This window comes from Verrucomicrobium sp. BvORR034 (assembly GCF_000739635.1).
Lineage (GTDB): Bacteria > Verrucomicrobiota > Verrucomicrobiia > Verrucomicrobiales > Verrucomicrobiaceae > Verrucomicrobium.
In genome coordinates, this window is sequence record NZ_BATQ01000097.1 from 1 (window position 1) to 25,617 (window position 25,617).

Genomic DNA, 25,617 nt, shown 5'->3' on the forward strand with positions numbered 1-25,617 from the left:
TGGCGCCGCCAGGAACTGCTTCAGGGCATCCACAGCACCCTGGCTCTCAGGCGTGGCGTTCTCGAAGATCCGGGGAGGAGCGGCGTTGGGGCTCAAGGACACCGGTTGCTCGGACTTCCGGATGGAGGCAGGCGGCCCGTCCATGGACTTGCGATCTTCGGCGGTGACTGGAAGCGGAGGGAGCACGGTCACCGGCGGGGCCGTGGGCGGCATCGCTTGCGGTGGGGCGAGCCTTGCCGGATCGGACGTGGGGGGCGGTGCTTTCGCAACGCTGGAGGCAGCCGCCGGTGGCGCGGCCTGCGGTGCGACAGGAGTCGGTGCGGGCGGTGTGTCTCCAGATCTCTGCGGGGGCGAAGCCGGGGCTGGGCTGGGTGAAAAGGCGGGGACAGGTTCCGCTGGGGACGCGTTCACCGTGGGGGCGCTGGATTCTTCTTCTGGTGCGTGCTGCAACGTATAGGTGATATAGGCCACGCGAATCTGGTCGCGGAAGAACCAGCCAATGCCCAGCAGCACCAGCAGAGCCATCACCAGGGTGGCGACCATGGCACCGCGACGCCCGGCTGGAGCGGAGCGTATCTGCCGCCGGCTGTTGGAAGGCATCGCTGGAAGGCGAGTCTTAGGGACCGAAGGGGCCGAGGGATCTGGATTGCCAGGGCGGCTGTAAGCGGGACTTGGTAGGCCGCCCAGCCCGACACCTGCGCCCGTGGCGGGTCCAGCCTGGGTGCCAGCACCCTGAATAGGTAACAAGCTGCCACCGCTCAGGCCGGGATGAGATCCGATGCCAGTGGCCGCGCCGGTTCCCTGACCCGCTCCTTGATGCAATGGCGAAGGAAGTCCCTGAACGTGAGGCGGAGCGCCGTGAGTGGGAAGCACGGAAGGCGCTTGGAGCACGTGGCTCAGCACAGGGTGCGCACTATCGGGAACGGCGGGAGCAGCTCCCGGAGGTCTCGTTGGCGGGGCGGTAGGGAGGAGTGAACCCTGGGGCGACAGGGCATTTGGCCACGGGGGCAGCGGTGAGGCGACTGGCGAGGGGCCACTCGATGGAGGGAGACTGGCGGGCGGGTTGGGCCAGGCAGGAGCGTCCTTGGTGACGATCGTGGGGTGCGGGTCCAACGCCTTCGGTACTGGTACTGGAGCGGGAGGCAGGGCCGGAAGTCCAGCCACGCCTGCCCCAAGGGGTGAGGCAGCCTGCTGCCCCAAGGGAAGCACCGAAGGACCGGTTCCAGGCAAGGTCGCAGGAGGAGGGCTCGTAGGTGCCCCGTGAGGAAGATTCGGCCCCGACCCCAGGCCAGGAGCCGGTGCAGCGGGCTCCGGCTTCGGTGAGGTAATCATTGACCCACAGCCAGGACAGGGCCCAGAGGCGCCTGCCAGCTCCATTGGCACAGTCAGGGGCATCCCGCAGGCATGGCAGGTGAAATGAATCACGGTGGGCGTTGGGGTCATGTCTGCAGCTGGGCAAGGAGATGATTGAAACCTGCTATCCCCTCAGGGGCTCAGACATGAAAGGCTTGCTTTCAAGGTTTGTCTCATCAGCTGGCAAAATATCAATCAATCCCAATCAAGGCAAGGGGAACCGGATGTGGCTGAGGGCAGGTAACCCAGATCCTGATCGTTACAATCGTATCAATAAGAGATTCGTGAGTACGCTGATCGCCGGTTGGGACGGCGTATTGGTCTTGCATGAAAAGCCCGACTCACTTGCTGCTCCCACTCGTCCACTCAATCACCCTGCTGGTCGGCGCCTCACAAGGAGTGCGTGCGCAGACTCCAGAAGCGGCATCTGGAGCCCCACCGCTGGCTGCCGCGCCCAGCGTTGCCGCGTTGAGCCCGCACGTCGTGCTGGCTGCCTCTTTCAACAACGGCGTGGATGCGGAGCATGCGGCGGGTGATGGCAGGCTCTACCATGCCAGTACGGCAGCCCGGCTCGACAAACAGCCAGGACTGCCTGCGACCGGATTGGTCCAGCGTCTGCCGGATGGTGGTCGCACTGGTGGGATGCTGGCCTTTACCAAGAAGATGAAACCTGTCGTCTTCTTCGAGGGCGGCCCCAACATGGCACACCGCCCCAGCGACTGGCAGGGCACGATCTCTTTCTGGCTGAAGCTCGATCCGGACAAGGATCTGGAGCCAGGTTACTGTGACCCTCTGCAGTTGGTGGGGCAGGCCTGGGACTCGGGCCACATGTTTGCAGAGTTCAGCAAGGATCACACTCCGCGGCGGTTTCGGTTTGCCATTCGGCCGGTGAAGCAGCTCTGGAATCCCGACAACGTGAAATGGGAGGACTCGCCAGAGAAGCCCCGCCTGATGTCTGAAAGTGTGACGCCTCCTTTCCGCAGTGATCGCTGGACCCATGTGGTGATGACCTTCACGGGCGTAAACGTGAAAGGCAAGGAAGCGGAAGGAGCGCTCTATCTGGATGGGAAGGAAGTCGGTCGCTTCCGTCGTGAACAGATCCTCGACTGGGATGCCGCCCGCAGCGCCCTTACGATCGGGGTCAGCTACGTGGGAGGATTCGATGAATTGCTCGTGCTCAATCGAGCCCTCACTCCAGGTGAGGTGGCCGCGTTGCATCAGTCACCGGATTCTGTCGCGGAGCTCGCTGGGAAGTAGCTATTCGGGCCTGATGGACGGGCTTGGACTCTGTGGGTCTTTCAGGCCCTCTGCTGGCCATGGCGTGCAATTCAAACATTACCTCTCGCGGCGCATCCTTGGGCAAGCAGCAACCCCCAACGGTGAGCCTCCTGCCAAGCAACAAAAAAGCACCGGATAGACCGGTGCTTTTCTGAAAACACAAAGAATGAAACCAGCAGCGATTAACGCTTGGAGAACTGGAAGCGCTTGCGGGCACCTGGGCGACCGGGCTTCTTACGTTCTTTCATGCGGGAGTCACGGGTCAGCATGCCGTTCTGCTTGAGGACGCCGCGATTCTCGGCATTCGCAAGGATCAGCGCACGGGCGATGCCCATGCGGATGGCACCCATCTGGCCGGTCACGCCACCACCGTCCGTGCGGACGTTGATGTCATAGCTCTGGGCCGAGTTGGTGAGCTGAAGGGGAGCGAGAAGCTGGTTCTGAAGGCTCACCGTCGGGAAGTAGTCGTCGAGGGGACGGCCATTCACGGTGATGGTGCCGCTGCCATTCTTGAGATGGATCCGGGCGACGGCGTTCTTGCGGCGGCCGGTGGCGTCAAACGAAGTGGTGCTCATGAGCTAACTGCTGAGAGTAAGAATGGAGTGGAATTAGGCCAGTTGAAGTGCTTCCGGGCGCTGGGCTTCGTGGGGGTGTTTGTCACCCTTGTAAACCTTGAGCTTCGTGTAAACAGCGCGGCCAAGGCGGTTGTGGGGAATCATGCCTTTGATGGCCTTCTCAAGCATCAGTTCGGGATGCTTCTGGCGCAGACGCTCAGGATTGGTGCTGTGATGACCGCCGACATAACCGGAGAAGGAGGTGTAGACCTTGTCGGTTTCTTTCTTGCCGGTAAGGCGCACGTGCTCCGCATTGATGATCACCACGTGGTCGCCGGTGTCCACATGGGAGGTGAAAATGGGCTTGTTCTTGCCACGCAGGATGTTTGCTGCGGTCACCGCCACTCGTCCGAGCACTTGGTCTTTGGCGTCAATGACCCACCACTTGCGCTCGACTTCTTCGGCTTTGGCGGAAAACGTTTTCATGTCTTGTGTTGGTTGCTAAACAGGGTTCTAGAATTTGGGAGGGCAAAAGTAGGAGAATCTTTCGGACAGTCAAATGAATTGTGAAAAAGTGAAGAACCTTCCGGAGCAAATTGGTGGTGGTAGGTGAGGGGTTGTACTCTATATAGAGAGCCATGGCGACCAATCAACCTCGCGGCACCCCCGGCCTGATCCTACTGGCTTTCGCCGTGATCGTGCTGGGAATCGCCCTCGTGGGCTGGATCCAGCACTGGCAGCGGTAAGTGGGTGCGTGACAGGCCCTGGTCGTGGGGTGCCTGCACTCGGAGCTAGCGCTTGCTCAAGGTTGGCGCGGTCAGCGTTTTGGAGGTCCAGGCGGCAGGGTGATCGCCGTGACTTTGTGTCCAGAAGACGCGAAAACCGGCCTCGGTGCCAACGACCCGCCCGTGCGTAGCGCTGAAAACCGGGTCTGAGAGGACGATGGGTTCCCCCCAGGTGCTGCCTCCGTCGGTGGAGACGGCCCCTTTGATCACCGCGGCATCGCCCTGCTTGGCATTCCAGACGGCGGCCACCTGGCTGCCAGCGACGGCGACATCCGGATGAGATGCGGAGCTGTCCCCCAGTCGCACCGGCTCTTTCCACTTGGTTCCGCTCGCCAGTCCTTGATTGAGATAATAAACGCCGACGCGGTCGGGCTGGCCAGTCCACACCGCAGCATGCAATGCTGCTCCTGCAGACGGTCCGCCCATGGCCAAGCCGCCACCCACATGGGGGCACCCTTCGAACTGCCAGTCGAAATTTCCGACGGTCGCGGGTTTGGTCCAAGTTTTGGCACCTTCAGCACCTGGCAGCTCAACCAAGCTCATATCACGGGGCGACTTGTCCCGGTAAAGGATGGCGACCTTGCCGTCTGGACCGGCAGCGATGGCATTCCAGCAGCATTCGCACGTATCGGCATCCGGAGTCTCATTGGCAGACCAGGTCTTCCCAGCATCGGTGGAACGGGAGTAGCGCAGACCTCTTTGCTCACCTCGGGTGTCAAACCAGGTGAGATGGAAGGTGCCGGCGGGACCGCTGGCCATGTCGATGAAGCCGTGCCCGGTGGTCGAGCCATCGTCCGCAGGGTTGGGGCCTGCGGTCCAGGTTTTGCCACCATCTGCCGAGAGGGCGGTGGCCATCGGTCCGCCGCCAAAGCGATCCGTTCCTGGGGTCATCCAGGCCGCGACCAGCTTCTCGCCCGATGCGGCGATCTGGGCGTCCATCCCACGGTGGGGCATGTGCGCCTGGGTCAGGCCTGCATCGACTTGGGTGGGCTTGCTCCAGGTGCCGCCGCCATCCAGGGAGCGGAGATGCTCCAGTCGGGCGCGTGGTTCGCCCGATGCATAGGTGCCGATAAAGAGGTCCAGCGTATTGCCCTGGGCTGCGATATCCAGAGATTGTGTGCCAGCCAAGCCCTCGTTGCCGTGGTGTCCGGCGGCATGTTTCTCAGAGGCAATGAGCGCGGAAGGCAGGGCGGCAGTGGCGACAAGCCATGTGCCGAGCAGCAGGCGGGAGGGGAGGGTGGCGAAAGGTGACATGGGGGAGGAGGCGGAAAGCTAACCACAAATACGCCGATGCAAAGAGCTTGGCGTCACTGTGGTTAATCTTCGGTTGCCCCTGACTTGAAAAAGGGTGCCTCTCGCACGGAGGTGGAGAGGCACCCTGGCATTGGAACGAAGGCTAGAACTTGTATTCTACGCCGAAGAAGAACGAGCGTCCGTCCCCGGGCAGGAACTGGGCCTGGTTAAAGGCTCCCGCACGGTTGATGACGCCGGTGGTGGCGGCATAGTGCTCATCCGTCAGGTTGCGGGCATCCACATAGAAGGACAGCCCCTTGGCGGTGCGGTAGCCAACTTTGAAGCCGAGAATGGCATAGGAGTCGGCTGAGAGGGTGCCAGCGAAATCCACCGAGTAGTCACTGAAGACCCACTCAAGATTTGGCCCTAGGTAGAAACCGGAGGGGTGCTCATAGACGAGCTCCGCGCGGTAGTAGTGCTCGGGCATCCCTGCGAGCTGGTTGTCACCAAACTCCTTGTCGTTGTCGAACCGGAACCCGTTGTAGAGGTAGTTCTGGCGGAACACGAGGCGGTCCTGCGGGGCGGGGGCGGCCACGGGTTGCACGGCCTTGGCTCCCTTCGCACTCGCAAGGGCCGACGCAGGAGCGACAGTGCCACGGGCAAAGATGCCTTCTAGCAGGGTCACATCGAGACCGAGTTCCACCCCTTGGTGGATCGTGCGTCCGGCGTTGACCGTCTGAGTCAGTCCAGGGGCCACGGAGAGCTCCAGCATTTCGTTATCGATCCAGGAGAAGTAGTAGGCGATGTCCCACTTCACGCGGTTGTTGGCGCTCTTGCCACGGGTGCCAATCTCCACCGTGGTAGCGGTTTGTGCCTCCAGATCCACGAGGCCCGCGCCGCCGAGGGCGGAGTTGCTCAACTCACCGAACGACGGCGGCTCGAAGCTGCGGCTAGCGTTGAAGAACAACTGGGCGCTCTCCGTCAGTTCATACAGCAAGCCCACTTTCGGGCTGTAACCCCACCAGTCCTGCACATCGCTGTTGTCAGGGTTCGTGGCGCTAACAGGGAAGCGGTCCTCATTGTCCCGGCGTGCATAGCTGATCTGGCCACCGACGGAGACTGCGAAGCGGTCGGTGAGGTAATACAGATCTTCAATGTAGAAGTCCACGTTGGTGGACTGCTGGTAGTTCTGCGCGAACTTCGCGCCCCGCTCGCCCAGCACGTTGGCAAAGCGCACATCATCGAGCAGGCCGAAGGTGGGGCTGATGCCGGCGATGAACTGGTTCTTGTGACCACCAAGGTCTGCCTTGTTCAGGTAGTTGAGGTCGAACCCGAAGTCATGGCTGACCTGATCGATCACAAAAAGGATTGGGTGGTCCAGATCCTTGTAGGCATAGAAGCTGGAAAGCGAGAGCTGCTGATCTTCACCGAGATTCCACGTCGTGCGGTTGGCGATGCGGAAGAGTTCGAAGTTGCGCTGCCAGTCGCTGTCGATGTAGTCGAACTGTTTGGAGAAGGCGTTGCGCTGGGCCCGGTCCGGATGGTTGCGGAGTTCTTCCTTGGTCAGGTTGCCCGGGAGCTCCGAGTCAGTGTGCACATAGGTGAGGAGGAAGCGGGTCTCCACGTCTTCGGAGAACTTGTAGCCCACGTTGCTGAAGAAGCGCTGCGTGCTCTGGTCGCTGTGGTCACGGAAGCCCTCGGTGCTGTAGTGGGTGACCGTGGCATAGTAGTCCAGATTGCCCAGCACATCCGCTGCGCTCAACTGTCCGCGGAAGGTGTTGAAGCTGCCGTACTCAAATCGACCCTGGAAGGCGGGAGCCGTGTAGCCTGTGGGAGAGACGAAGTTGATGGCACCGCCCAGCGTCGTGGAGCCATAGCGCAAGGCATTGGCGCCGCGGTACACTTCGATGTAGTCAGCAGCCAGCGGCTCGATGGATTGCATGTCGAATCCGCCGTCCGCCAGATTGATGGGCACGCCGTCCTGCAACACCTTGAGCCCGCGACCGTGGAAGGTGCGCTGGATGCCGGAGCCGCGCACAGAGATGCGCGCTTCTTCCGCACCGAAGCGCGGCTGGGTGAAGACGCCAGTGGCGAAATCAAGCGCGTCCTTGAGTGTGACCGCCCGTCCTTTCTTGTAGTCCTCCGCATTGACCACGCTGGCACCCCCGGTGACCCGCGCGAGCTCTTGCTCCGCCTGGGCGATGGTGGGCACCGTGAGGGACTCTTGAGTGGCCGTCACCGTGACGGTCGGGAGTTCCGTCGCAGTTGTGGCGCTCGCCCCGGGCGCTTGCCCGTGACTGAGCTGGGAGGGGAGCACGCCTGCCAGTAGGAGCAGCAGGGATTGAGTGTGTTTCATGTGTTGTGGGTTGTGATTTGACGATGAATGGCGAAAATAGAAGCGGCGAACCGGCTCGCATGTCGGAAGCAATTCTGGACATGCGCAGTCCGCTGACGGCCCGCCCCCTCTGCCAATACCGGTGGCAGAGGGGGACGTGCCGCGATGTTCCAGGTACTCTGCTCAGGACCTGAAAGGGGAGGAAAGAGGGAGAAGGGAAGAGGGCCAAGGGATAAGGCGAACTCCTCGGAGCTCGGAAGACGGCACGGGAATGGCTATCCTCGATTTGGTGCACTCATGACGTCCAGCCATGAGGGTCCCTGTAGCGACTCTGCTTAAGATGTGGCACTAGCTGTGCGCTGATCCGCTTGCTCTATCTCTCAGCGAGGTTCCGAAGATTCGGATGCCCTTGAAAGAGAAGTCAGGCTGTCATGACGACAGAGCAGACATAAGCTGGCGCAATCCCGCGCGAAGAGGCCAACATCACCTCTCTCTTAGGCGGGAATCCGGGGAGGCGGAAGCTGGGGCGCATCATGACGCCCAGCTGTGAAGTTATTGAACCATTCTGCCTGGGGCAGGCTGGCGACCTCATGAGCTTGCGGCAGGGCCAGCGGGCTCATGGGGACAAATTCTTTGAGCTTCGCGAGTTCACCTTTGGCCGGAGCCTTGGAGCTGGACGAGGTGGCGGGAGATTTTTCCTCCGTCACCGCGGCTTCCTTGACCATCGAGCAGAGGCGGCACGGATGGTCGCCATCAAACGTCGTTTTGACCGCTTCCGTCAGGCCCTGTTCTGCCGTGCGCGTCGCGATCATGCCGCTCCATGCGGCCACCTGCAGCACCAAAAGATCGCCACCCGCGAGACGCAGGGAGGCGATGGCAATCAGTATCCAGGCAAGAGCGCGAGGCATGTGGAGGGGTGAGGTCTGCTGTTTAGACCGCAAAGAGAACGTTGTGGCAAGCCGAATCCTTCACCTGCGACGTTTTTTCCTGTGCGACTGCAATTTGAGACAAGGTGCGGACGTTTCGGGACCACACAGATCGAGAGGGCGACGACGGTAGGTATTTGGTGATCGACAGCCACTATGGAAACCCTATTCACAGGCAATATGGTTGGAAGCTGGCGTTTCGTCCGATCTACCCAGCCGCGCTACAATGGGAGGACCCTCTATCACTTCACCGGGGCAGGCCTGTGCTACTGGGAGTTCGATGACTGTGGACGACGAGCAATGGAAACCGTTCCATACAAGTTCGAGAACGGTGAGCTCGCTTTCGGTCATGAGAATGGCTTCTATCCGGCCAGGGAAGCCGTGCAGGAGGACGATGGCTCCGTGCGTCTGACCAATGCCAAGGGCGATGTTCAGTGGTGGATGGTGAGGCTTTTAGCGCCAGAGCCTTACTCCACGGCATTCGTCAACGCCGAAGGGCAGATGGAGACCCTCAAGACGGACGAGTTGCCGCATGATGGAGGTGCCATCGACGTCCGGTGACGATGAAAGGGGCATCGGACAACCCTTTTCATGAATGCAGTGGTCGTCAGCCTTGGGCCACGAAAGGGCGTACTCTGACGCAGAGGCGGTCCACTGCGGCCTTGGTCGTCAGATTCGAAGCCTTCTCGTCAGCGCTTGTGAGCCAGTACCTCGTTTCCAGCAGATCTCCCAGATGGTGATGCGCGATCGCCAGGTGACTCGCGCAAATGGACTGCTCCGCCTTGGTCAGGCGCTCCAATTCCGCCACAGGTTCCAGGAGCGCGAGGCCTTCGGGAATGCGGCCGTCCTGAATCAGCAGGCATCCCAGGGTCATCTGGAGCTTGGCGGATTCAGGAAATAGAGAGTGGGCCTGTCTCGCGAGTCGCAGCGCGCGATGACGGAGATCTGGGGCATCGTGAAAAACCGGGATGGAGGCGATGGTGTCGAGCAACCGGGCGCGTTCCCCAGGGGCAAACTCCACGGTGTGAAGCAGCCGTTTGCAATGCCAGACCACGGAATCATAGTCGCCACTGGCTGAGTCCAGATGGACCTCCAGGAAACGCCTCCAGATGGTGGGAGGCATGTGGGACAGGATGGGGGAGTCTTGCTTCTGGAAGCCCGGGTCATATGCCTGGACCGACTTCACATAGTGGTCCACCATCTTTCCAGGTACCTCAGCGAATCTCCCCCAGAGAAGTGCGAGCAGCAGGTTCCCATCCGAGTAAAACACGGGTTCGTGTTTGGACTCGCCGTGAATCTCCACAGGCATGAGGTTTAGCACGGTCACCAACAGTTGTGAATATGGGAGGCAAAGGATGGGCACCGTCCACAGGGGAAGCACGGGGTACGCGGTGTGCAGGGCATCGCGCCCGGTCATCATGGCGGCCAGCAGCGCCAGATCCATCGCCACCGCTGCAAGGATGCAGGTGGACCATCGCCAGGTCAGCCCCAACTGGGAGGGCATGTGCAGGGTGGCCTGACTGAAGAGAGGGGCGGGGGTCCACTCAACCCACGTGCGGCCGATGCGACGGCTCCACCACACATCACCGATACCAATGGTGACGGTGCGAGGCGCATAGCCCACCAGCCTGGCTGTGATACCTCGCACCACCTCATGAAACACTCGCGAAATGATGAGCCACACATAGAAGGTGACCAGCAGCGCGAGCAGGTACAGAGGCAGGTAGGTCACGCGGGAGAGGGAGGGAAGGGAAGAGGGAAGAGGGGGTAGGGAAAAGGGTTTCTTGCGCCTGCGGCGACATTTGATTTTGATTCTTCTCGAAAGGCGCGGCGACCTACCTGCTCAAGTACGCCCGCCATCCACCGTATGAGGTAATGTCCGTGGCATCTGCCAGCACATAGGGTTCACACATGAAGCCTTTCACCCAGGTGCCATCTGCTAGTTCCAGATTGCCTATGGTCATGGGGGCGGGAACTCCGGCGGTGAAACGGCCAAAAGCCTCGGCCGACAGCGTGTACACTTCGATCTCGATGGCGGAGCCGTCCGCCTTGACGCGCTCCAGGCCGGGCTTGGCGGGCTGAGTGTTGGCGAGTGCATAGAGCTTGTAGGCGGCAGCGGTGGTGGTGCGTTGCTGCAGGGTGGCACCCAGTTGGACGAGTTGCCCATGCAGTGGCTGGCCGTGCAGATGAGCTCCGACCACAGCGAGCGAGACGGGGCCTTCAGGTGACGCCATGCGCTTGGGCAAGGGCTCCCCCAGGAAACGAGCGGCGAGATCCAAGAGGCTGTCATCGGCAAAGGCCGGAGCCACCAGATTCAAACCGAAACCTACTCCGTGGCTCCAGTGGCCAGCGGGAACAGCGACTGCGGCCAAATCGAGCAGATTCACGAAGTTGTTATAGGTGCCCAGCCGGCTGTTGAGTTCCACAGGGTTCGCCTCCACCTCGGCGATGGTGTAAACACTGGGGACGGTGGGAACAACCAGGAAGTCCACCTTTTCGAAAACTTCATCGCTGATCCGCCTCAGTTCAGCCAGCCTGATCGCAGCCCGGTAGACCGCACTCGCTTTGAGGTCGCGACCTCCAAGGATGATTTTGGCCACGGTGGGATCCGCCTCCGCAGCGTGCTCTTCAAGCCACTCTCCGACCGCCGCATAGCGCTCTGCCACCCAAGGGCCTTGGTAGAGCAGCGCGGCTGCCTCAGCGAAGGGGGCATAGTCGATCTCGATCTTGGTGCCACCCAGGCTGGCCAGCTTGTCGCAAGCCGCTGCATAGAGTTCCGCGGCTTCACTGTCGCCGAAGAACTGCAACTGCTCCGGGAGGGGCACGGCAAAGGTGAAGGTGCCTTGACCCCGGCCATCGCGAACGGAGTGCCAGGGGCGGGACATGGGGTCCTGGGGATCGTAGCGACGCGCATGAGGCGCGAGCTCCCGCAGCTCGGCCACGGTCCTGGCCATGAGGGTGATGCAGTCCAGCGAACGACAGGCAGGAACGGCATTGCGGGTGCTGAGCACACCCTTGGTCGGCTTGTAACCCACGATCCCATTGAGAATGCAGGGCACGCGACCCGAGCCTGCGGTGTCGGTACCGAGGGCAAAATCAACTTGCCCACTGGCCACTGCCACGGCCGAGCCGGAACTGGAGCCTCCAGAGATGTAGGCAGGGTTCAGGACATTACGGCAGGGTCCCCACGGAGAGCGCACGCCTACCAGACCGGTGGCGAACTGGTCCAGCGTGGTCTTGCCCGCCACGACTGCTCCGGCTGCACGCAGAGAGGCGACCACGGGGTTGTCCTCTGGGGGTTGGTATCGGTAGGCTGGGCATCCTGCGGTGGTGGGCAGGGGTAGGGCATCGATGTTGTCCTTTACGGCAAAGACCTTGCCCGCGAGTGGGCCCGTGGCAGCCGCCAGTTCCGTCGCGAAGGCTTCAGGAGACACCACGTCGATCCAGACGGGGCCGTTGCGTTCTGCGTAGAGGGCGGCATGGCGTTCAGCGGGGGAAGCGGGCACGGGGAGGTAAAGGGTGAGAGGTAGAGGTCAGCGGTGGTCAAGATGATCAATCCAGCTATTCAAGCATGTCGCGTGCCTGTTTGGCCGGTGGATGCAGTAATTTTGGAAGGCTCCTGGATCAGGCGGCGGTGTCCACCACGATCAGGGCCTGGCCGGACTGGACCTGCTTGCCCGCAGCCACCCGGATCTCCCGGACCCTGCCTGAAGCGGGGCTGACGATCTCGGCTTCCATCTTCATGGCCTCCACAATGACGACAGCCTGGCCTTCTTTGACCTCTTGTCCGGGCTCCACGAGCACCTTCCAGAGGTTGCCAGTGAGCGGGGTGCGCACCAGTTCGCACCCTTCCGGGGCCAGTTCATCCTCCACAGGTGGTGGCTCAGCCTCAGGTTCGGAGGCGACCACATTTTGCCCCGCTGCGGCCCAGCGTTCGCGCTCCTCCTGAAAGGCCTGGCGCTGAGTACTGCGGAAATCGGCGATGGACTCTGCGTTCTGTTCAAGGAAGTCCAGGTAGTCACCCAGTTTGAAAGTGGTTTCCTCAATCTTGAGCTGGAAGCGACCGAGGGGAAATTCCTCACGAAGCTTCAAGAGCTCCTCGGCACTCACCGGGTAGAAGCGAATCTGGTCGAAGAAGCGCAGCAGCCACGGTTTCCCTCCGGTGAAATCCTGGGTCTGACGCCAGGCGTTCCACATCTGGATGGTGCGGCCCACGAACTGGTAGCCGCCCGGCCCCTCCATGCCATAGACGCACATGTAAGCGCCCCCGATGCCCACAGCGTTCTCCGGTGTCCAGGTGCGGGCGGGATTGTACTTGGTCGTCACGAGCCGGTGCCTGGGGTCCAGCGGGGTGGCGACTGGGGCGCCCAGGTACACGTCACCCAGCCCCATGACCATGTAGCTGGCATCGAAGACGATGCGCTGCACCTCCTCAATGCTCTCCAGGCCATTGATGCGGCGGATGAACTCGATGTTGCTCGGGCACCAGGGCGCATCGGGACGCACGGACTGCATGTACTTCTCAATGGCGAGCCGGGTGGCCGGATCATCCCAGGAAAGGGGAAGGTACACAATACGGGAGGGAACCTCGAAGTTCTGGAGGTCGCCCAATTCATCTTCCGCCCGGGCCAGCAGAGCGAGGAGTTCGGTCCGGGGCATGACCCGGTTGTCATAGTGGAACTGGAGGGAGCGGATGCCGGGGGTGAGGTCAATCAGGCCCGGCAGGTGTTGTTTCCTGACCCATTCCATGAGGGCGTGAACCCGGGCGCGCAGGGTGATGTCCAGCACGAGGGGGCCGTATTCCACGAGCAGGTACTTGTCTCCTGCGGCGCGGTAGCGTACCTCCACCTGGGTGTCGGTGGCGGGGCGCAGGGCCGCGACGGGGCTTTCAAGAGCCGCTGCGACGACAGGGCCGGGGATCTCGGCAGCCGTGGCATAGTTCAGTGCGTCCAGTCCGGCGTCTGTGGTGCGTTCCGCGGCCTCGGCTTCCGTGAGGGTGACAGGAAGGAAGCGCAGGGTGTCGCCTGGCCGGAGTTGCCCCATCATCCAGCGGTCCGCCCGAATGATCACTGCGGGGCAGACGAATCCTCCGCAACTGGGGCCGTCCGGACCAAGGATGATCGGCATGTCGCCCGTGTAGTCGATCGCGCCAATCGCGTAGGCGTTGTCGTGGATGTTGGATGGGTGCAGACCGGCCTCTCCGCCATCCGTGCGGGCCCAGCGGGGCTTGGGGCCAATGAGGCGGATGCCGGTGGGGTTGGAGTTGTAGTGCACTTTCCACGCCGTGGCGAAGAAGGTCTCAATGTCCTCGTTCGTGAAGAAGTCGGGCGCGCCATGCGGGCCGTAGGTGACGCGGATGATCCACTCGTTTTTCCAGCTCGGAGCGGCAACTTCCGCGGCCGGGGCGATGCCCGTCTCCACGGCTGCCCCCAGGTGAATGATGTCGCCCGCGCGCAGAGCGCGACCTGCGTGTCCGCCAAAGCCACCCAAGGTGAAGGTGGAGCGACTGCCGAGATACACCGGGACATCCAGGCCGCCGCTCACGGCCAGATAGGCGCGCACGCCCGTGTCGCCCAGACGGCCTGTTTTCAAGATGCCACCGGCGGGGATGGCGATGGCCGTGTCCATCGGCACCGCTTCGCCGTTCAGGGTCGGTTTCATGCGGGCCCCAGTGAGCGCCACGGTGCTGGCCTGCTGGAACTTCAACGTAGGGCCAGCCATGGTTATTTCCAAACCCGCGGCATGATCGTCGTTGCCCACGAGGCGGTTTGCCAGACGGAAGGAGACATCGTCCATGGGCCCGGACGGCGGCACGCCGATGTCCCAATAGCCGAGACGGCCGGGGAAGTCCTGAACGGTGGTCACTGCGCCCGGTTCCAGCACCTCCATGGTGTGGGGCTGCCAGGCAAATTCCGAGAGCATGCGGGTGGTCGCGTGGCCCGCTAGGAAGGGGGCGTGCTGCAGGACGGACTGCAGGTAGCTGCGGTTGGTCTCAATGCCTGCCAGAGTCGTGCCCTCCAAGGCGCTGCTCAGGGCTGCCACGGCCTGCTCGCGATCCGCGGCATGCACAATGACCTTGGCCACGAGCGGGTCATAGAAGGGCGAGACGGTCACCCCCTGGGTCACCCAGGTCTCCACCCGGGCCTCCGGCGGCCAGGCGGCGGCGGTGAGCAGGCCGCTGCTGGGCTGGAAGTTCCGGGCAGGATCTTCTGCATAGACACGTGCCTGAATGCTGTGTCCTCGAGAAACGGGCAGTGTTTCTGGCCAGAATCCGAGATCCCCCGCGGCCAGACGCACCATCCACTCCACCAGATCGATGCCCAGCACCTCCTCGGTGACCCCATGCTCCACCTGGAGACGTGTGTTCACCTCGAGGAAATAAAACTTCCTGCTGTCAGCATCGTACACGAACTCGACAGTGCCCGCGGAGCGGTAGTTCACCGCCTTGCCCAGCCGCTCCGCGCAGGAGAGCAGTTCGGCCCGTCCCTCTGTGGACAGATGCGGGGCAGGGGTCTCTTCGATGACCTTTTGATTGCGGCGCTGCACCGAGCAGTCGCGTTCACCCAGAGCAAGCACACGTCCTGCACCATCGCCGAAGATCTGCACCTCGATATGCCGGGCGTGGCGGACGAACTTCTCCAGGAACAGACCGCTGTCCTTGAAGTTGGCCATGCTGAGTCGTTGCACGGATTCGAACTGCGCCCGCAGATCCGAATCGTTCTCACAGACCCGCATGCCGATTCCACCGCCACCAGCCGTGCTCTTGAGCATGACGGGATAGCCGATGCCTTGCGCTCTTTCCACCGCCTCATCCACGTTAGCAAGCAGTCCGGTTCCCGGAAGCAACGGCACTCCTGATTCCATGGCGATCTCCCTGGCCGTGTGCTTGAGGCCAAACTTGACCATCTGATCGGGCGTGGGGCCGACGAAGGCAATGCCCGCGGCTTCACAGGCACGAGCAAACTCAGGATTTTCACTGAGGAATCCGTAGCCCGGATGAATGGCCGTGGCTCCGGTGGCCTTGGCGGCTGCCAAGACTTTTTCGGTATCCAGGTAGCTTTCCTTGGGGGCTGGCGGACCAATCAGGACAGCTTCGTCTGCCGCATCGACATGCAAAGATGCCTTGTCTGCTTCAGAATACACAGCAACGGACCCGTATCCGAGCCGCTTGAGAGTGCGGGAGACTCGGCAGGAGATGGCGCCGCGATTGGCAATGAGGACCTTTGGCGTGGAAGACATGGGAGAGATGAGAGTGAGTGCTGGGAGAAGCTTCAGCCGCCTAAAGGCGGTACTCCAACCGGCTTCGATGGGGGGCTGAGGGTGGAGTGGAGGGGATGCCGTTCTGGATCGCGCTTCCTGCCACTTGAGTTTCGCAGCAGGGTTGGAGTACCGCCTTTAGGCGGCTCAGGAGATCAGTTCCAAATCAACAATCTGATGGGTGTCGGATTGTAAGCATTGCAGGGGTTGTTGAGCTGCGGGCAGTTGGAGATCAATGCGACCACATCCATCTCGGCCTTCATCTCCACGTACTTGCCCGCATCGGAAATGCCGTCTTCAAAGGTGAGCTTGCCATCGGGAGTGACAGGCACATTCATGAAGAAGTTCACGTTGCTGGTGAGGTCGCGCTTGGAGTAGTCATGGCCGTACTCCGCCATCTGGAGGAGGAAGGTGTCGCGGCAGTTGTGCATGTAGCGCTTTTCGAGGGCATAGCGCACCATGTTGCTCTCGGCAGCGCAGGCGCCGCCCAGGGTGTCGTGACGGCCGCAGGTGTCTGCGGTGATGGTGAGCATGGGGTTCAGCTCGGTGGAGAGCAGGGTGGATCCGGTGGTGAGGTAGATGGCTCTCTGCTCGCGGATGGTGTCCACGGCACTGTAGCGCTCGTCCGCATTGGCGGCGCTGTAGAAGAGAATGTCCACGGCCTGGTTGCCCTCCAGGTCCACGATGCGGAAGGTTTGCCCCTTCTTGATCTCGTACATCCAGCCGTCACCGGCTTCGATGACTTCGTCGTAGGTTGCTTGCTCGGGATTGAGTGGGCTCAAGGTCAGGCTCATGGCGGGGACAGTGAAAAGTGGGAGTGAAAGTGATTGGTGGAGGGTGCTCCGCGTTACATGAAATAACGATCGGTAAGGATCAGGCCGCGATCGTTCTCGGGGCGGAACTTGCGCACCACGTCGTCAGGCCCAGCGGGCTCGGAGGAGTACACCACCAGATGCACAGGCTTGGGATCATAGGTGCCGCAGGGGGCGAGTGGGTGAGGGCAGGTGTTCAGCACCACGAGCGTGTTCAGTCCGGCGCGCAGATCCACGTGAGCACCGGCCTTGGCGTGACTTTCGTCAAAGTGCAGACCGCCAGTGTCATCCACGGTCACTTTGCTGAAGAAGTTCGCATTCGGTACTAGGTCCTTGGTACCCAGTCCATATTTGCCCAACTCCACCAGGAAGCTGTCGCGCCCGTTCCGATGGTACTTGTTGCGGTGCTCCTGAAAGGTCGCCTTGCCATACTTCCGCTCAACCAGGGAGGCCGTGCTGTGACCGCAGATTGTATCATGCCAGCCGCTGGTGTCGTCTGTGACGGAAACAAGAATGCGGCCCATGTCCGAGTACAACGCGCGACCGGTCGTGAGAAAGGCCACGTGCTGGGCCTTGAGCGTGTCAGACATGTTGTAGCGCTCCACCATCAACTCAAAGTTGAAAAACAGGGCCGACACGTTGGCACCGCCTTGGGGGTCGATGATGCGCAATGTGCTGCCGCGCTTTAGCACATGCGACCAACTGGCACCGCCGAGCACGACCTCGCGGAAACGGACTTTGTCTTCAGGGATGTCAGGGGTGGGGGAGAACATATGGGAATGTGGAAGGTGGAGTTTTTGGATTCGGAATGGAGGGGGGACTCGTGGAGAGAGCTCGGCTTACTCAGCGGGAGAAGCAGCACGGCGGATCTTTTTGTGGGGGGCAGGGGTGGGGGATTCCCCGGCTTCGTGAAGGGGAGGCAGCAGGGTGGTGCTGAGCTGGAGCTGACCGTGACGCACGCCTTTGAGGGCGCTCATTTCTTCCTTGATCTCCCGCAGGATGCGGGCCGGGCCCTGTACGAGCATGATCTGCAGGCTCTGGTTGTCCTCCAGATGCACGAGCTGGATCGTCACGATCTCCCGCAGGTATTTGTGCTGGATGTCGGTCAGCGTGTTCTGCAGGTTCCGCTTCTGGTGATCATAGATCAGGCTGATCACGCCCATCATCACGGTGTCTCCCAGCTCACTGGCATAGGCTACGAGGTGATCTCGCACCAGAGCGGTCAGGCATTGGGACCGGTTCGCGAAACCGCGGCCCGTCGCCATGCGGTCCAAGCCTTCGACGGCGCTGGCGGGCATGGAGACACTGAACCGGATGAGATTGGAGCCTTGGCGCTTGGGCATGGGGTGCTGGGTGTGAGGAATGTGCGGATTCGTAACACGAAACATGCCAAGAGACATCGGTGAGTGACCTGGGGACGAGATTTTTTCGAGCAAAGTTCGGGCCAAGAGCCAGGTGGCTCCCAGACATTTCCTTTGCGCCCCTCCCCCTTTTCTTTATGTTCACGGTTCCCATGATGTCCCCTGAAGTCGAGAAACTGGTCAATGCCGGCAAGCTGTCGCGCGCCGATGGTGAAAAGCTTTCCAACCTCCCTGTGGGAGCGTTCTGCCAGCACAAGAGCTGGGGTGCAGGTTGCATCGCGGAATGGGACTTGCTGGGAGACCGGGTGGTGATCGACTTCGAAGGCAAGCCAGGGCACTCCATGAAAATTGGGTTTGCCGTGGGCTCGTTAGCGCCGCTGGATTCGGAGCACATCCTGGCCCGCCGGGTGGGTGATCTGCCCGCTCTGCAGGCCATGGCCAAGGAGCGTCCTGCGGAACTCGTGACGCTGGCCCTGAAGAGCAGCGGCAAGACGATGTCTCTGGACGCGCTGGAAAGTCTCCTCATTCCCCGCGTCATCAAGGAGGCCGACTACAAAGCCTGGTGGAGTGCCGCCAAAAAGGCCTTGAAGGACAAACGCCACATCGTGGTGCCCGCCAAGCGCACGGAGTTGCTGGTGCTGCGTGACGAGGACGTGAGACATGGCAATGCCATGCTGGATGACCTGAGGAATGCCCGCGACCTCAGGGCAAAGCTGAATGCCCTGGCCCGCATCCAGAAGGATCTCGACCTCTTTGAGAACCACGCTTCAGATCTCATTCCCGTTTTCCAGGAACTGGATGTTACAGTTCGCAAGTCCTGGAAGCTGCAGTTGAAGGAAGCTCTGAACCTTCTGCTCTCCCGCGATGAGCTGCTGGATTCCGCGAAGGGCGCCAAGCTTCCCGAAGGCTCTCTGACGGTGGAACAACTCCTGCGTGACGCCAAGCCGCAGCTGGCAGATGCCGTGAATGGCCTGCCAGTCGCGCTGCTCAGCCGCGTGTACAAGGCCTTCCCGGCTGCGTTCCCGGATCGCGCCTGGGTTCAGGAATCGCTGAATCATCTCACCAAAACGGGCGGCCGCGCTGTGGCCGAGATCGCGGCGGTGCTGGATGCCAACGATGAGATTGACCTGCTCGCCGACTTCTTGAAGAAGGCCGTGCGCAACCGTCAGCTCAGCACGGACCTCCTCATCTGGATGTGCAAGGAGCGCAAAGGCAAGGCAGAGGGTGTGTTCGACATGGACCTCGGCAACGCCATCATCAGCGCCCTCGAGGACGACCACATCGCTGGCGGACCGAAGCGCACCGGCCGTCTGCATGACGCTTTCGCCGAAGACATCGGCCTGGTGGGTGAGATGGTGGGCGATGCCGATGCCGATGAATTGCGCCTGTTTGCCAAGCGCATCCTTTCCAGCCCGGTGTTTGACGAGTTGACCCGCCGTTCCCTCATGGGCCGCCTCATCAAAGCCCGGCCGGAGACGCAGGAACTGATGGACGACACTGGCAACAACCAGGCTGCGTCCCTCGTCGTCTCCTGGGACAGCATGGAGAAGCGCAAGATCGAGCTTGAAGAGCTTGTGCGCGTCAAAATCCCGCAGAACAAGAAGGACATCCAGATTGCCCGTGAATACGGCGATCTTCGGGAGAACTTCGAGTACAAATCCGCCCGTCAGCACCAGGCGGTGTTGCTGCGCATGCAGTCCACCTATGAGCGCGAATTGCGCCGCGCCCGCGGCACGGACTTCGTCGGTGTCAGCACAGAGACCGTCGGGATTGGCATCATCGTGGACATTCAGGACGTCGCGACCGGAAAGACTGAGACCCAGACGATCCTCGGTGCTTGGGATGGCGATCCGGACCAGAGCATTCTCTCCTACCTGTCCGAAATGGCCAAAGCCCTCATCGGCAAGAAAGTCGGCGACGAGGCCGAACTGCCCACGGATACCCACGGCACTCGCAAGGTGAAGGTGGTCAGCATTCGCCCCTACCGGACGCATGCTGAGGCCGCACCTGTTGCCGGTTGATCCATCTGAAAGCAATTGCAGCCCCCGTCCGGCATGTGCTGGGCGGGGGCTTTTTGTTGAGCAGGGGATTGGTGTCCGGACCAGCAGGAGCGAATTCACCCTTCCTCTTGCCGTCCTGCTTTGGCTTGGCTTCTGCTTCCTGAGAGCTTCCTCGGTGCGCCCTCCGCAAACTCGCAGTTCATCCCTGGCCTATCATGCAAGGTTCCCCCTCCAACGTCATCAGCACGGCCCAGGCCCTTGCCCTGACCTTCAGCGGCATGAGAGAACTGGGGATCCTGGACCGGGCGCTCTATGGCAACATTCTGCAGCGCATTCTGGTGCAGCATCCGGAGTACCTTGGTGTCTGGACGGTTTGGGAGCCCAATGCGCTGGATGGTCGTGATCGCGAGTTTGCCCATGCTCCGGGTCACGATGGGACGGGGCGTTTCGTGCCTCTGTGGAACAGGGCGGGTGGCGTGGTTCATCTGGAGCCCAACGTGAACTACGATGTGCCGGGGCAGGGGGACTGGTATCTGGTGCCCACCCGGTGTGGCAGGGAGACGGTGATGGATCCCTATCAGTTCCCGGTGGCGGGACGCAAGGAGTTCATCATCAGTCAGGTGGCACCGATCTTTCACCAGGGCCGCTGTGTCGGAGCGGCGGGAGTCGACATCGAGATGGACCGACTGTTGCAGCCAGAAGCAGAGGAGTTGGAGGAAAGTCTGCATCGCGGATTTGTGCGTCTGGATGCGAGAGGCAGGATCGACCACTTGAGTGCGCGTACCCGGCAGCTGTTAAGTTCCTTTGTGGGCCGTCGGTTGGTTCAGGAAATACCGCCCGGCATCCTCCGGCAGATCGCCAGGGTGCGCGGGCTGCCGGGCACGGCGGAGCTGGCCCCACTGCGCCGGGGCAGTGACTCGCTGCGACTGAAGCATGCGCCGCATCCAGAGTCCGGGATGTCCCTGCTGATCGTGGAGGAGGATCATCGTGCCAGAAGTGGGATCGAGGAGCCCACTGATGCCCTCACTGCCCGGGAACGTGAGGTGTTGCAGTGGCTTCAAGAGGGGAAGAGCAATCCTGAGATTGGGGTCATTTTGGGGATCAGCACGCACACCGTGAAGCGGCATGTGGAGCGGGTGCTGGCAAAGCTGGGAGTCGAGAGCCGCCTTGCCGCCGCCCTGCAGTCGCAGCCCAAAAAGCACGTGGCATAGGTCCGCCGACCTATATCGAGACCGGGACGATTGCCGCACTGTCCGGCATGACTTCAACGACTCCCGCCGAACTCACGGCCATCAAGGAAGACCTCATTGCCAAAGGGGTGAAATATTGCATCGGCGCGTATGTGGACATCCACGGCGTGCCCAAGGGCAAAGTGGTGCCGGTAAACCACTTCGAGAACTTTGCTCAAGGTTCAGAGCTGTACACGGGCTACGCACTGGATGGCCTGGGGCAGAGACCGAATGATGATGAACTCTCCAGCGTGCCGGATCTCAGCCGAGGCGTTCAGTTGCCCTGGCAGCCGGAGGTCATGTGGTACCCTGCGGATCTCGCCTTCCACGGGCAGCCCTACGAAGTCAGCACGCGGGTGGCCTTTGGTCGCGTGCTGGAGCAGGCCCGCTCCATGGGCTTCGGGTTCAACCTCGGGATCGAGTGCGAAGTTTACTTTGTGAAGCAGGAAGAGGGGCGGTTGGTGGTGCCCAACCCGGATGACAACCTCATGAAGAGTTGTTATGACGTGAAGCGCTTCATGGATGTGTATGGCCTGGTGGATCGCATCGCGACCACCATCAACGGTCTGGGATGGGATCTGTACTCACTGGATCACGAGGACGGGAACTCACAGTTCGAGTTCGACTTCAAGTTCTCCGACGGCCTGACCATGGCAGACCGCTATGTGTTCTTCCGCTTCCTGGCCAAGAAGCTGGCAGCAGATGCCGGGTTGCTTGCCACCTTCATGCCGAAGCCTTTCGCAGACAAGACGGGGAATGGGGCGCACTTCAACATGTCGCTGAGCGATCTGGAGACCGGGCGCAACCTCTTCAAGGCGGCAACTGGGGAACCTGATGCCTATGGCTTGGGGCTCACGAGCTTGGGATACTCCTTCATCGCGGGAATTCTGCGGCACGGTCGAGCATTGTGCGCTGCGTTTGCTCCCACGGTGAACTCCTACAAGCGGCTCATCCGTCGTGGGGCCATGGGGTACTATTCCTGGGCTCCGGTGTTCAATTCGTTCGGCACCAACAACCGCACCAATTCCGTGCGGGTGCCGATGGCTGGCGGTCGTTGCGAGTCGCGGAATGCGGATTCCTCCTGCAACCCGTACCTCGCCGGGGCGCTGGTGCTGGCAGCGGGATTGGAAGGGGTGCGGGAGGGACTCATGCCCGGTCAACCCCAGACGGAGAATCTCTACGAACTGACGGATGAGCAACTGGCCGAGCGCGGGGTGCAAGCTCTGCCGCGCACGCTGGCAGAGGCGGTGCAGGCCTTTGAGGATGACCCCTTCACTGAGCAGGTACTGGGCTCTGCGCTGAAGAAGGAGTTCATCGAGTGCAAACGCGCCGAGTGGGAGGAGTACCACCTGACCATCAGCCCGTGGGAAGTGCAGAAGTACGCGAGTCTCTTTTGATGAACTCCCAACCCCACTTCCTCGCGTCATGATGCCGTCTTGGTTTGCCCAACTGCCAGCGCCTCTCAATCAGAGCCCCGTTCTGCTGGAGCGCCTGGCCTGGCCTGATGCTGAGTCCACCCTGCAGGAGGTGCTCCTGCTCCCGGTGGGGGCCATGGAGCAGCACGGTCCCCATCTGCCATTGAATACAGACACGGTCATTGCCGAGTCCACCTGTCAGCTTGCTTCAGCCCTCACTGGGGCACCGGTCCTGCCCGCCCTGGGGTACTCCGTCTCGCTCGGTCACACCGTGAAGTGGCCGGGGACCTTCTCCTTGTTTCATGAAACCCTCATGCTCACCGTGCGGGAGATCGCCCGGTGGGCGGCCGACTCCGGCTGGAAGCGGCTCCTCATCGTGAACTCCCACTACGGAAACGATGCCGCCCTCCGCTGCGCGGTGGACCGCCTCCGCCATGACCTAGGCGGAAGCCTTCTCACGGCCACCCGGAACACCTGGGACCTCACTCCGGAAATTGCCGGGCGTTTCACGCACGATGCGGCCGACTGGCATGCCAATGAGGCGGAGACATCGCTGATGTTGTTCCTAGATCCCTCTTCCGTGGTGCGCGAACGCATGGCCATCGCAGATGATCCGGATCGCACGGCGGGGTGTGTCTTTCCCCACCGGGTGGCCCACACGAGTCTCAATGGCGTCACAGGGCAGCCCAGCCTGGGCACTGCGGAGCAGGGAGCTCTGCTGATCTCCCGCATGGGGGAGGCGCTGGCGGATCTCATTCAGAGGGCCCGTGCGGAGGCTCCACCCTTGAGCTGGTCACCCTGACAGCGTCACCCCTCCGGGTCCCCCGGACTCCATCCACTCATCTCCATCAGACAACCCATCCAACCCACATCCATCCAGAAAGCCATGAAAACACTCGCCAAACGCCTGTTGTCCATCGCCGCCGTTGCGTTGTCCTCCGCCTGTCTCCATGCGGAACCGCTGAAGATCGCCTATTCCGACTGGCCGGGATTCACCCTCATCGAGGTGGCCAAGCAGAAGGGGTGGTTCAAAGAAGCCGGGGTCGATGTCGAACTCGTCTGGTTTGACTATCTCCCGTCCCTGGATGCCTTTGCCTCGGGCAAGGTGGACGCGGTGACCTGCGTCACGACGGATGCCATGGTGACGGGAGCCAACGGTGCCAAGAGCAAGATCATCTGCCTGCTGGACTACAGTGATGGCGGCGACATGATCATTGGCAAAGCAGGGATCAACTCCATCAAGGATCTCAAGGGCAAAAAAGTGGCGCTGGAGCTCACGCTCGTGGAGCATCTGCTGCTGCTCAAGGCGCTGGAGGCAAACGGCATGGCCCCATCCGATGTGGAACTGGTGAACACGGCGACCAATGAGACCCCGCAGACCCTGGTATCCGGAAATGTGGCCGCCATCGGGGCGTGGTACCCTGTTTCCAACCAGGCGCTCAAGGCGGTGGCGGGGTCCAAGCCCCTCTTTACCAGCGGCGACGCTAAAGGGCTCATCTATGACGGGCTCTGCGTGAACCCGGTGAGCTACAGCCAGCGCAAGGCTGACTGGGAAAAGGTGGTGAAAGTGTACTACAAGTGTGTGGACTACATCCTGGACGAGAAAACCAAGGAGGATGCGGCCTCGATCCTCGCCGCCAAGGTGGGAGCCGATGTGAAGGATTATCTGGCCGCGATGAAAGGGACCCACTTTCTGACCCTCGCGGAAGCCAAAACCGCCTACAAGAAGGGCACGGGACTGGACTCCGTCTATGGCTCCATGGCGCTGGGCAACAGGTTCAACCTGGACAACAAGGTGTACACGGAGTCGCAGAAACCGGAGAGCTACTTGGTTCCCGGCATCGTCAACAGTCTCAAGTGAGGGAGGCAGGAGTGGACTCAAGCAGGGGAAACCTGGTCAAACTTTTCCTTGGGGAAGGGGTTTGGCCGGGCTAAAATGCATTCCCGCCCCCATCCCTGCTTGAAACCCAGCCCTCTATGAGGTTAAGAAACCAATGGTAAAATTTGAAAGCATTCTTGCCGGGGGACAAACCGGGGCGCAGCGGGCCGCGCTGGATTGGGCGATCGCCCACAATGTGCCGCATGGTGGGTGGTGTCCCAAGGGCAGAAAGGCCCTGGACGGCGTGTTGGATGCCAAGTACCAGCTCAAGGAAACGGAAAAAGATGTGACCCTGGAGCGCACGGAGTGGAACGTGCGGGATGCCGACGCCACGGTGGTTTTCACCTTTGCAGAGAAAGCCACCGGCGGAGCTCTGAAGTCGGTTACTTTCGCCCGCAAACTGAAAAAGCCCTGTCTGCACCTGCATCGGGGCATCCTGGCCGGCTCTGAAAAGCTGGTCGCCTTCATGGACAAGCACCGGGTTCGTCGTCTGAACATTGCGGGTTCTCAGGAGGAAAAAGAACCTGGTATCTACGTTTGGGTGACCTCCACCCTCGACAAAGCCGAAGGGATCATGATGCGCATGGGCGAGCTTTAAGCTTGGCTGCCCTCCCGGACACCGAATCCCACCATGGAGGCTTCAGAGAATCTCTGAAGCCTTGAAATGAGTCACCTTCAGTTCGCAGCTTTCTGGCGGGCATAGGCAAGTTCCTGCCCACCCATCCAGCGGTCCAGGAAGAAAGGTACCAGAGGCAGAAGGGAGGCGATGAAGACCAGCGCCGCCCTGAAGATGGGCCATTTGGCAGTCAGCCAAACCTGCAACAGGGAAAGGCAGAACACCACAAAAAGGGCTCCGTGCACCCAGCCCACATACTTCACCGCGAGCGGCATGTGCCACACGTACTTCAGCGGCATGGCGATCCCCAGCAGGATGAGGTAGGAAACCGCTTCGGCCAGGGCCACTTTGCGCAGAAGGGTGACAGGGTTCTTCATCCCGGTGACTTACTGCATGGGAGGGCCGGGTTCAAGCGCTGCGCTCTTTTGCCGCACCGGGCGCGCCCCAGCAAAGGATGGCCCAAAGATCATCTTACCAATTGCCCCCTTAGAACCTGTTTGGATAAAAACATCCGGGTGTGGCAGGTTCAAAGCGGCTTCGCCGAGCCTGAGAACTGCCCCCTCCGGGTTGCGGTCCTTTTGAGC

21 protein-coding genes and 1 pseudogene are annotated in these 25,617 nt (G+C 61.4%); 8 read left to right on the forward strand and 14 right to left on the reverse strand.

All coding sequences use genetic code 11. From position 1 onward, the window contains the following. A pseudogene (locus tag BV034_RS16195) lies at nt 1–600 on the reverse strand (hypothetical protein); the annotation flags it as partial. A gap of 313 nt (nt 601–913) precedes the next feature. Further along, a complete protein-coding gene (locus tag BV034_RS36085; protein ID WP_265593079.1) occupies nt 914–1,459 on the reverse strand; it encodes a hypothetical protein in 546 nt (181 codons plus the stop codon). A 221-nt stretch (nt 1,460–1,680) separates the two neighbouring features. Between BV034_RS36085 and BV034_RS16200 the strand changes: the two genes are divergently transcribed. Beyond that, nucleotides 1,681–2,610, forward strand: a complete 930-nt coding sequence (locus BV034_RS16200) for a LamG domain-containing protein (protein ID WP_081887870.1) — start codon at nt 1,681–1,683, stop codon at nt 2,608–2,610. 203 nt (nt 2,611–2,813) lie between these two features. Here BV034_RS16200 and rpsI read toward each other — a convergent pair whose 3' ends face one another. From rpsI to BV034_RS16225, 5 genes are all read right to left on the reverse strand, one after another. After that, entirely contained in the window at nt 2,814–3,206 is a 393-nt protein-coding gene (gene rpsI / locus BV034_RS16205) for a 30S ribosomal protein S9 (RefSeq protein WP_050028047.1), read from the reverse strand. Nucleotides 3,207–3,239: 33 nt separating this feature from the next. Further along, entirely contained in the window at nt 3,240–3,671 is a 432-nt protein-coding gene (gene rplM, locus BV034_RS16210; protein ID WP_050028048.1) for a 50S ribosomal protein L13, read from the reverse strand. Nucleotides 3,672–3,976: 305 nt separating this feature from the next. Continuing rightward, nucleotides 3,977–5,224, reverse strand: a complete 1,248-nt coding sequence (locus BV034_RS16215) for a sialidase family protein (RefSeq protein WP_050028049.1) — start codon at nt 5,222–5,224, stop codon at nt 3,977–3,979. Between the two features lie 142 nt (nt 5,225–5,366). Then, entirely contained in the window at nt 5,367–7,559 is a 2,193-nt protein-coding gene (locus BV034_RS16220; RefSeq protein WP_050028050.1) for a TonB-dependent receptor, read from the reverse strand. Nucleotides 7,560–8,032: 473 nt separating this feature from the next. Next, nucleotides 8,033–8,446 (reverse strand): hypothetical protein, encoded by a 414-nt coding sequence (locus BV034_RS16225; RefSeq protein ID WP_050028051.1) that lies wholly within the window; start codon nt 8,444–8,446, stop codon nt 8,033–8,035. Nucleotides 8,447–8,764: 318 nt separating this feature from the next. Here BV034_RS16225 and BV034_RS16230 point away from each other — a divergent pair, with 318 nt between their 5' ends. Then, nucleotides 8,765–9,025, forward strand: a complete 261-nt coding sequence (locus BV034_RS16230; RefSeq protein WP_265593080.1) for a hypothetical protein — start codon at nt 8,765–8,767, stop codon at nt 9,023–9,025. 46 nt (nt 9,026–9,071) lie between these two features. Here BV034_RS16230 and BV034_RS16235 read toward each other — a convergent pair whose 3' ends face one another. The 6 genes from BV034_RS16235 to nikR all read right to left on the reverse strand — a co-directional run bounded on the left by BV034_RS16235 (nt 9,072) and on the right by nikR (nt 17,876). Beyond that, complete coding sequence (locus BV034_RS16235; RefSeq protein WP_050028053.1) at nt 9,072–10,196, reverse strand: hypothetical protein; 1,125 nt, start codon at nt 10,194–10,196, stop codon at nt 9,072–9,074. A gap of 103 nt (nt 10,197–10,299) precedes the next feature. Continuing rightward, a complete protein-coding gene (atzF, locus tag BV034_RS16240; RefSeq protein ID WP_050028054.1) occupies nt 10,300–11,970 on the reverse strand; it encodes an allophanate hydrolase in 1,671 nt (556 codons plus the stop codon). A 118-nt stretch (nt 11,971–12,088) separates the two neighbouring features. Continuing rightward, nucleotides 12,089–15,703, reverse strand: coding sequence for an urea carboxylase (gene uca, locus BV034_RS16245; protein ID WP_050028055.1), 3,615 nt, complete (start codon nt 15,701–15,703; stop codon nt 12,089–12,091). Between the two features lie 173 nt (nt 15,704–15,876). After that, nucleotides 15,877–16,515: an urea amidolyase associated protein UAAP2 gene (locus BV034_RS16250; protein ID WP_050028056.1), complete on the reverse strand. Its 639-nt coding sequence runs from the start codon at nt 16,513–16,515 to the stop codon at nt 15,877–15,879. A gap of 53 nt (nt 16,516–16,568) precedes the next feature. Continuing rightward, nucleotides 16,569–17,306 carry an urea amidolyase associated protein UAAP1 gene (locus BV034_RS16255; RefSeq protein WP_050028057.1) on the reverse strand — a complete coding sequence of 246 codons (738 nt, stop codon included), beginning with the start codon at nt 17,304–17,306 and terminating at the stop codon, nt 16,569–16,571. Nucleotides 17,307–17,372: 66 nt separating this feature from the next. Next, nucleotides 17,373–17,876, reverse strand: a complete 504-nt coding sequence (gene nikR / locus BV034_RS16260; RefSeq protein ID WP_050028075.1) for a nickel-responsive transcriptional regulator NikR — start codon at nt 17,874–17,876, stop codon at nt 17,373–17,375. Nucleotides 17,877–18,046: 170 nt separating this feature from the next. Here nikR and BV034_RS16265 point away from each other — a divergent pair, with 170 nt between their 5' ends. From BV034_RS16265 to BV034_RS16290, 6 genes are all read left to right on the forward strand, one after another. After that, a complete protein-coding gene (locus BV034_RS16265; protein WP_265593081.1) occupies nt 18,047–19,915 on the forward strand; it encodes a GreA/GreB family elongation factor in 1,869 nt (622 codons plus the stop codon). Nucleotides 19,916–20,109: 194 nt separating this feature from the next. Continuing rightward, entirely contained in the window at nt 20,110–21,105 is a 996-nt protein-coding gene (locus tag BV034_RS36735; RefSeq protein ID WP_050028059.1) for a LuxR C-terminal-related transcriptional regulator, read from the forward strand. Between the two features lie 47 nt (nt 21,106–21,152). Next, nucleotides 21,153–22,520, forward strand: a complete 1,368-nt coding sequence (gene glnT, locus BV034_RS16275; RefSeq protein ID WP_050028060.1) for a type III glutamate--ammonia ligase — start codon at nt 21,153–21,155, stop codon at nt 22,518–22,520. 28 nt (nt 22,521–22,548) lie between these two features. Next, nucleotides 22,549–23,340 carry a creatininase family protein gene (locus BV034_RS16280; protein ID WP_050028061.1) on the forward strand — a complete coding sequence of 264 codons (792 nt, stop codon included), beginning with the start codon at nt 22,549–22,551 and terminating at the stop codon, nt 23,338–23,340. 84 nt (nt 23,341–23,424) lie between these two features. Next, complete coding sequence (locus BV034_RS16285; RefSeq protein WP_050028062.1) at nt 23,425–24,399, forward strand: ABC transporter substrate-binding protein; 975 nt, start codon at nt 23,425–23,427, stop codon at nt 24,397–24,399. A gap of 133 nt (nt 24,400–24,532) precedes the next feature. Beyond that, entirely contained in the window at nt 24,533–25,015 is a 483-nt protein-coding gene (locus BV034_RS16290; protein WP_050028063.1) for a putative molybdenum carrier protein, read from the forward strand. Between the two features lie 77 nt (nt 25,016–25,092). Here the strand turns inward: BV034_RS16290 and BV034_RS16295 are convergent, their stop codons facing one another. After that, a complete protein-coding gene (locus BV034_RS16295; protein WP_038168669.1) occupies nt 25,093–25,410 on the reverse strand; it encodes a DUF3817 domain-containing protein in 318 nt (105 codons plus the stop codon). Nucleotides 25,411–25,617 lie beyond the last annotated feature (207 nt).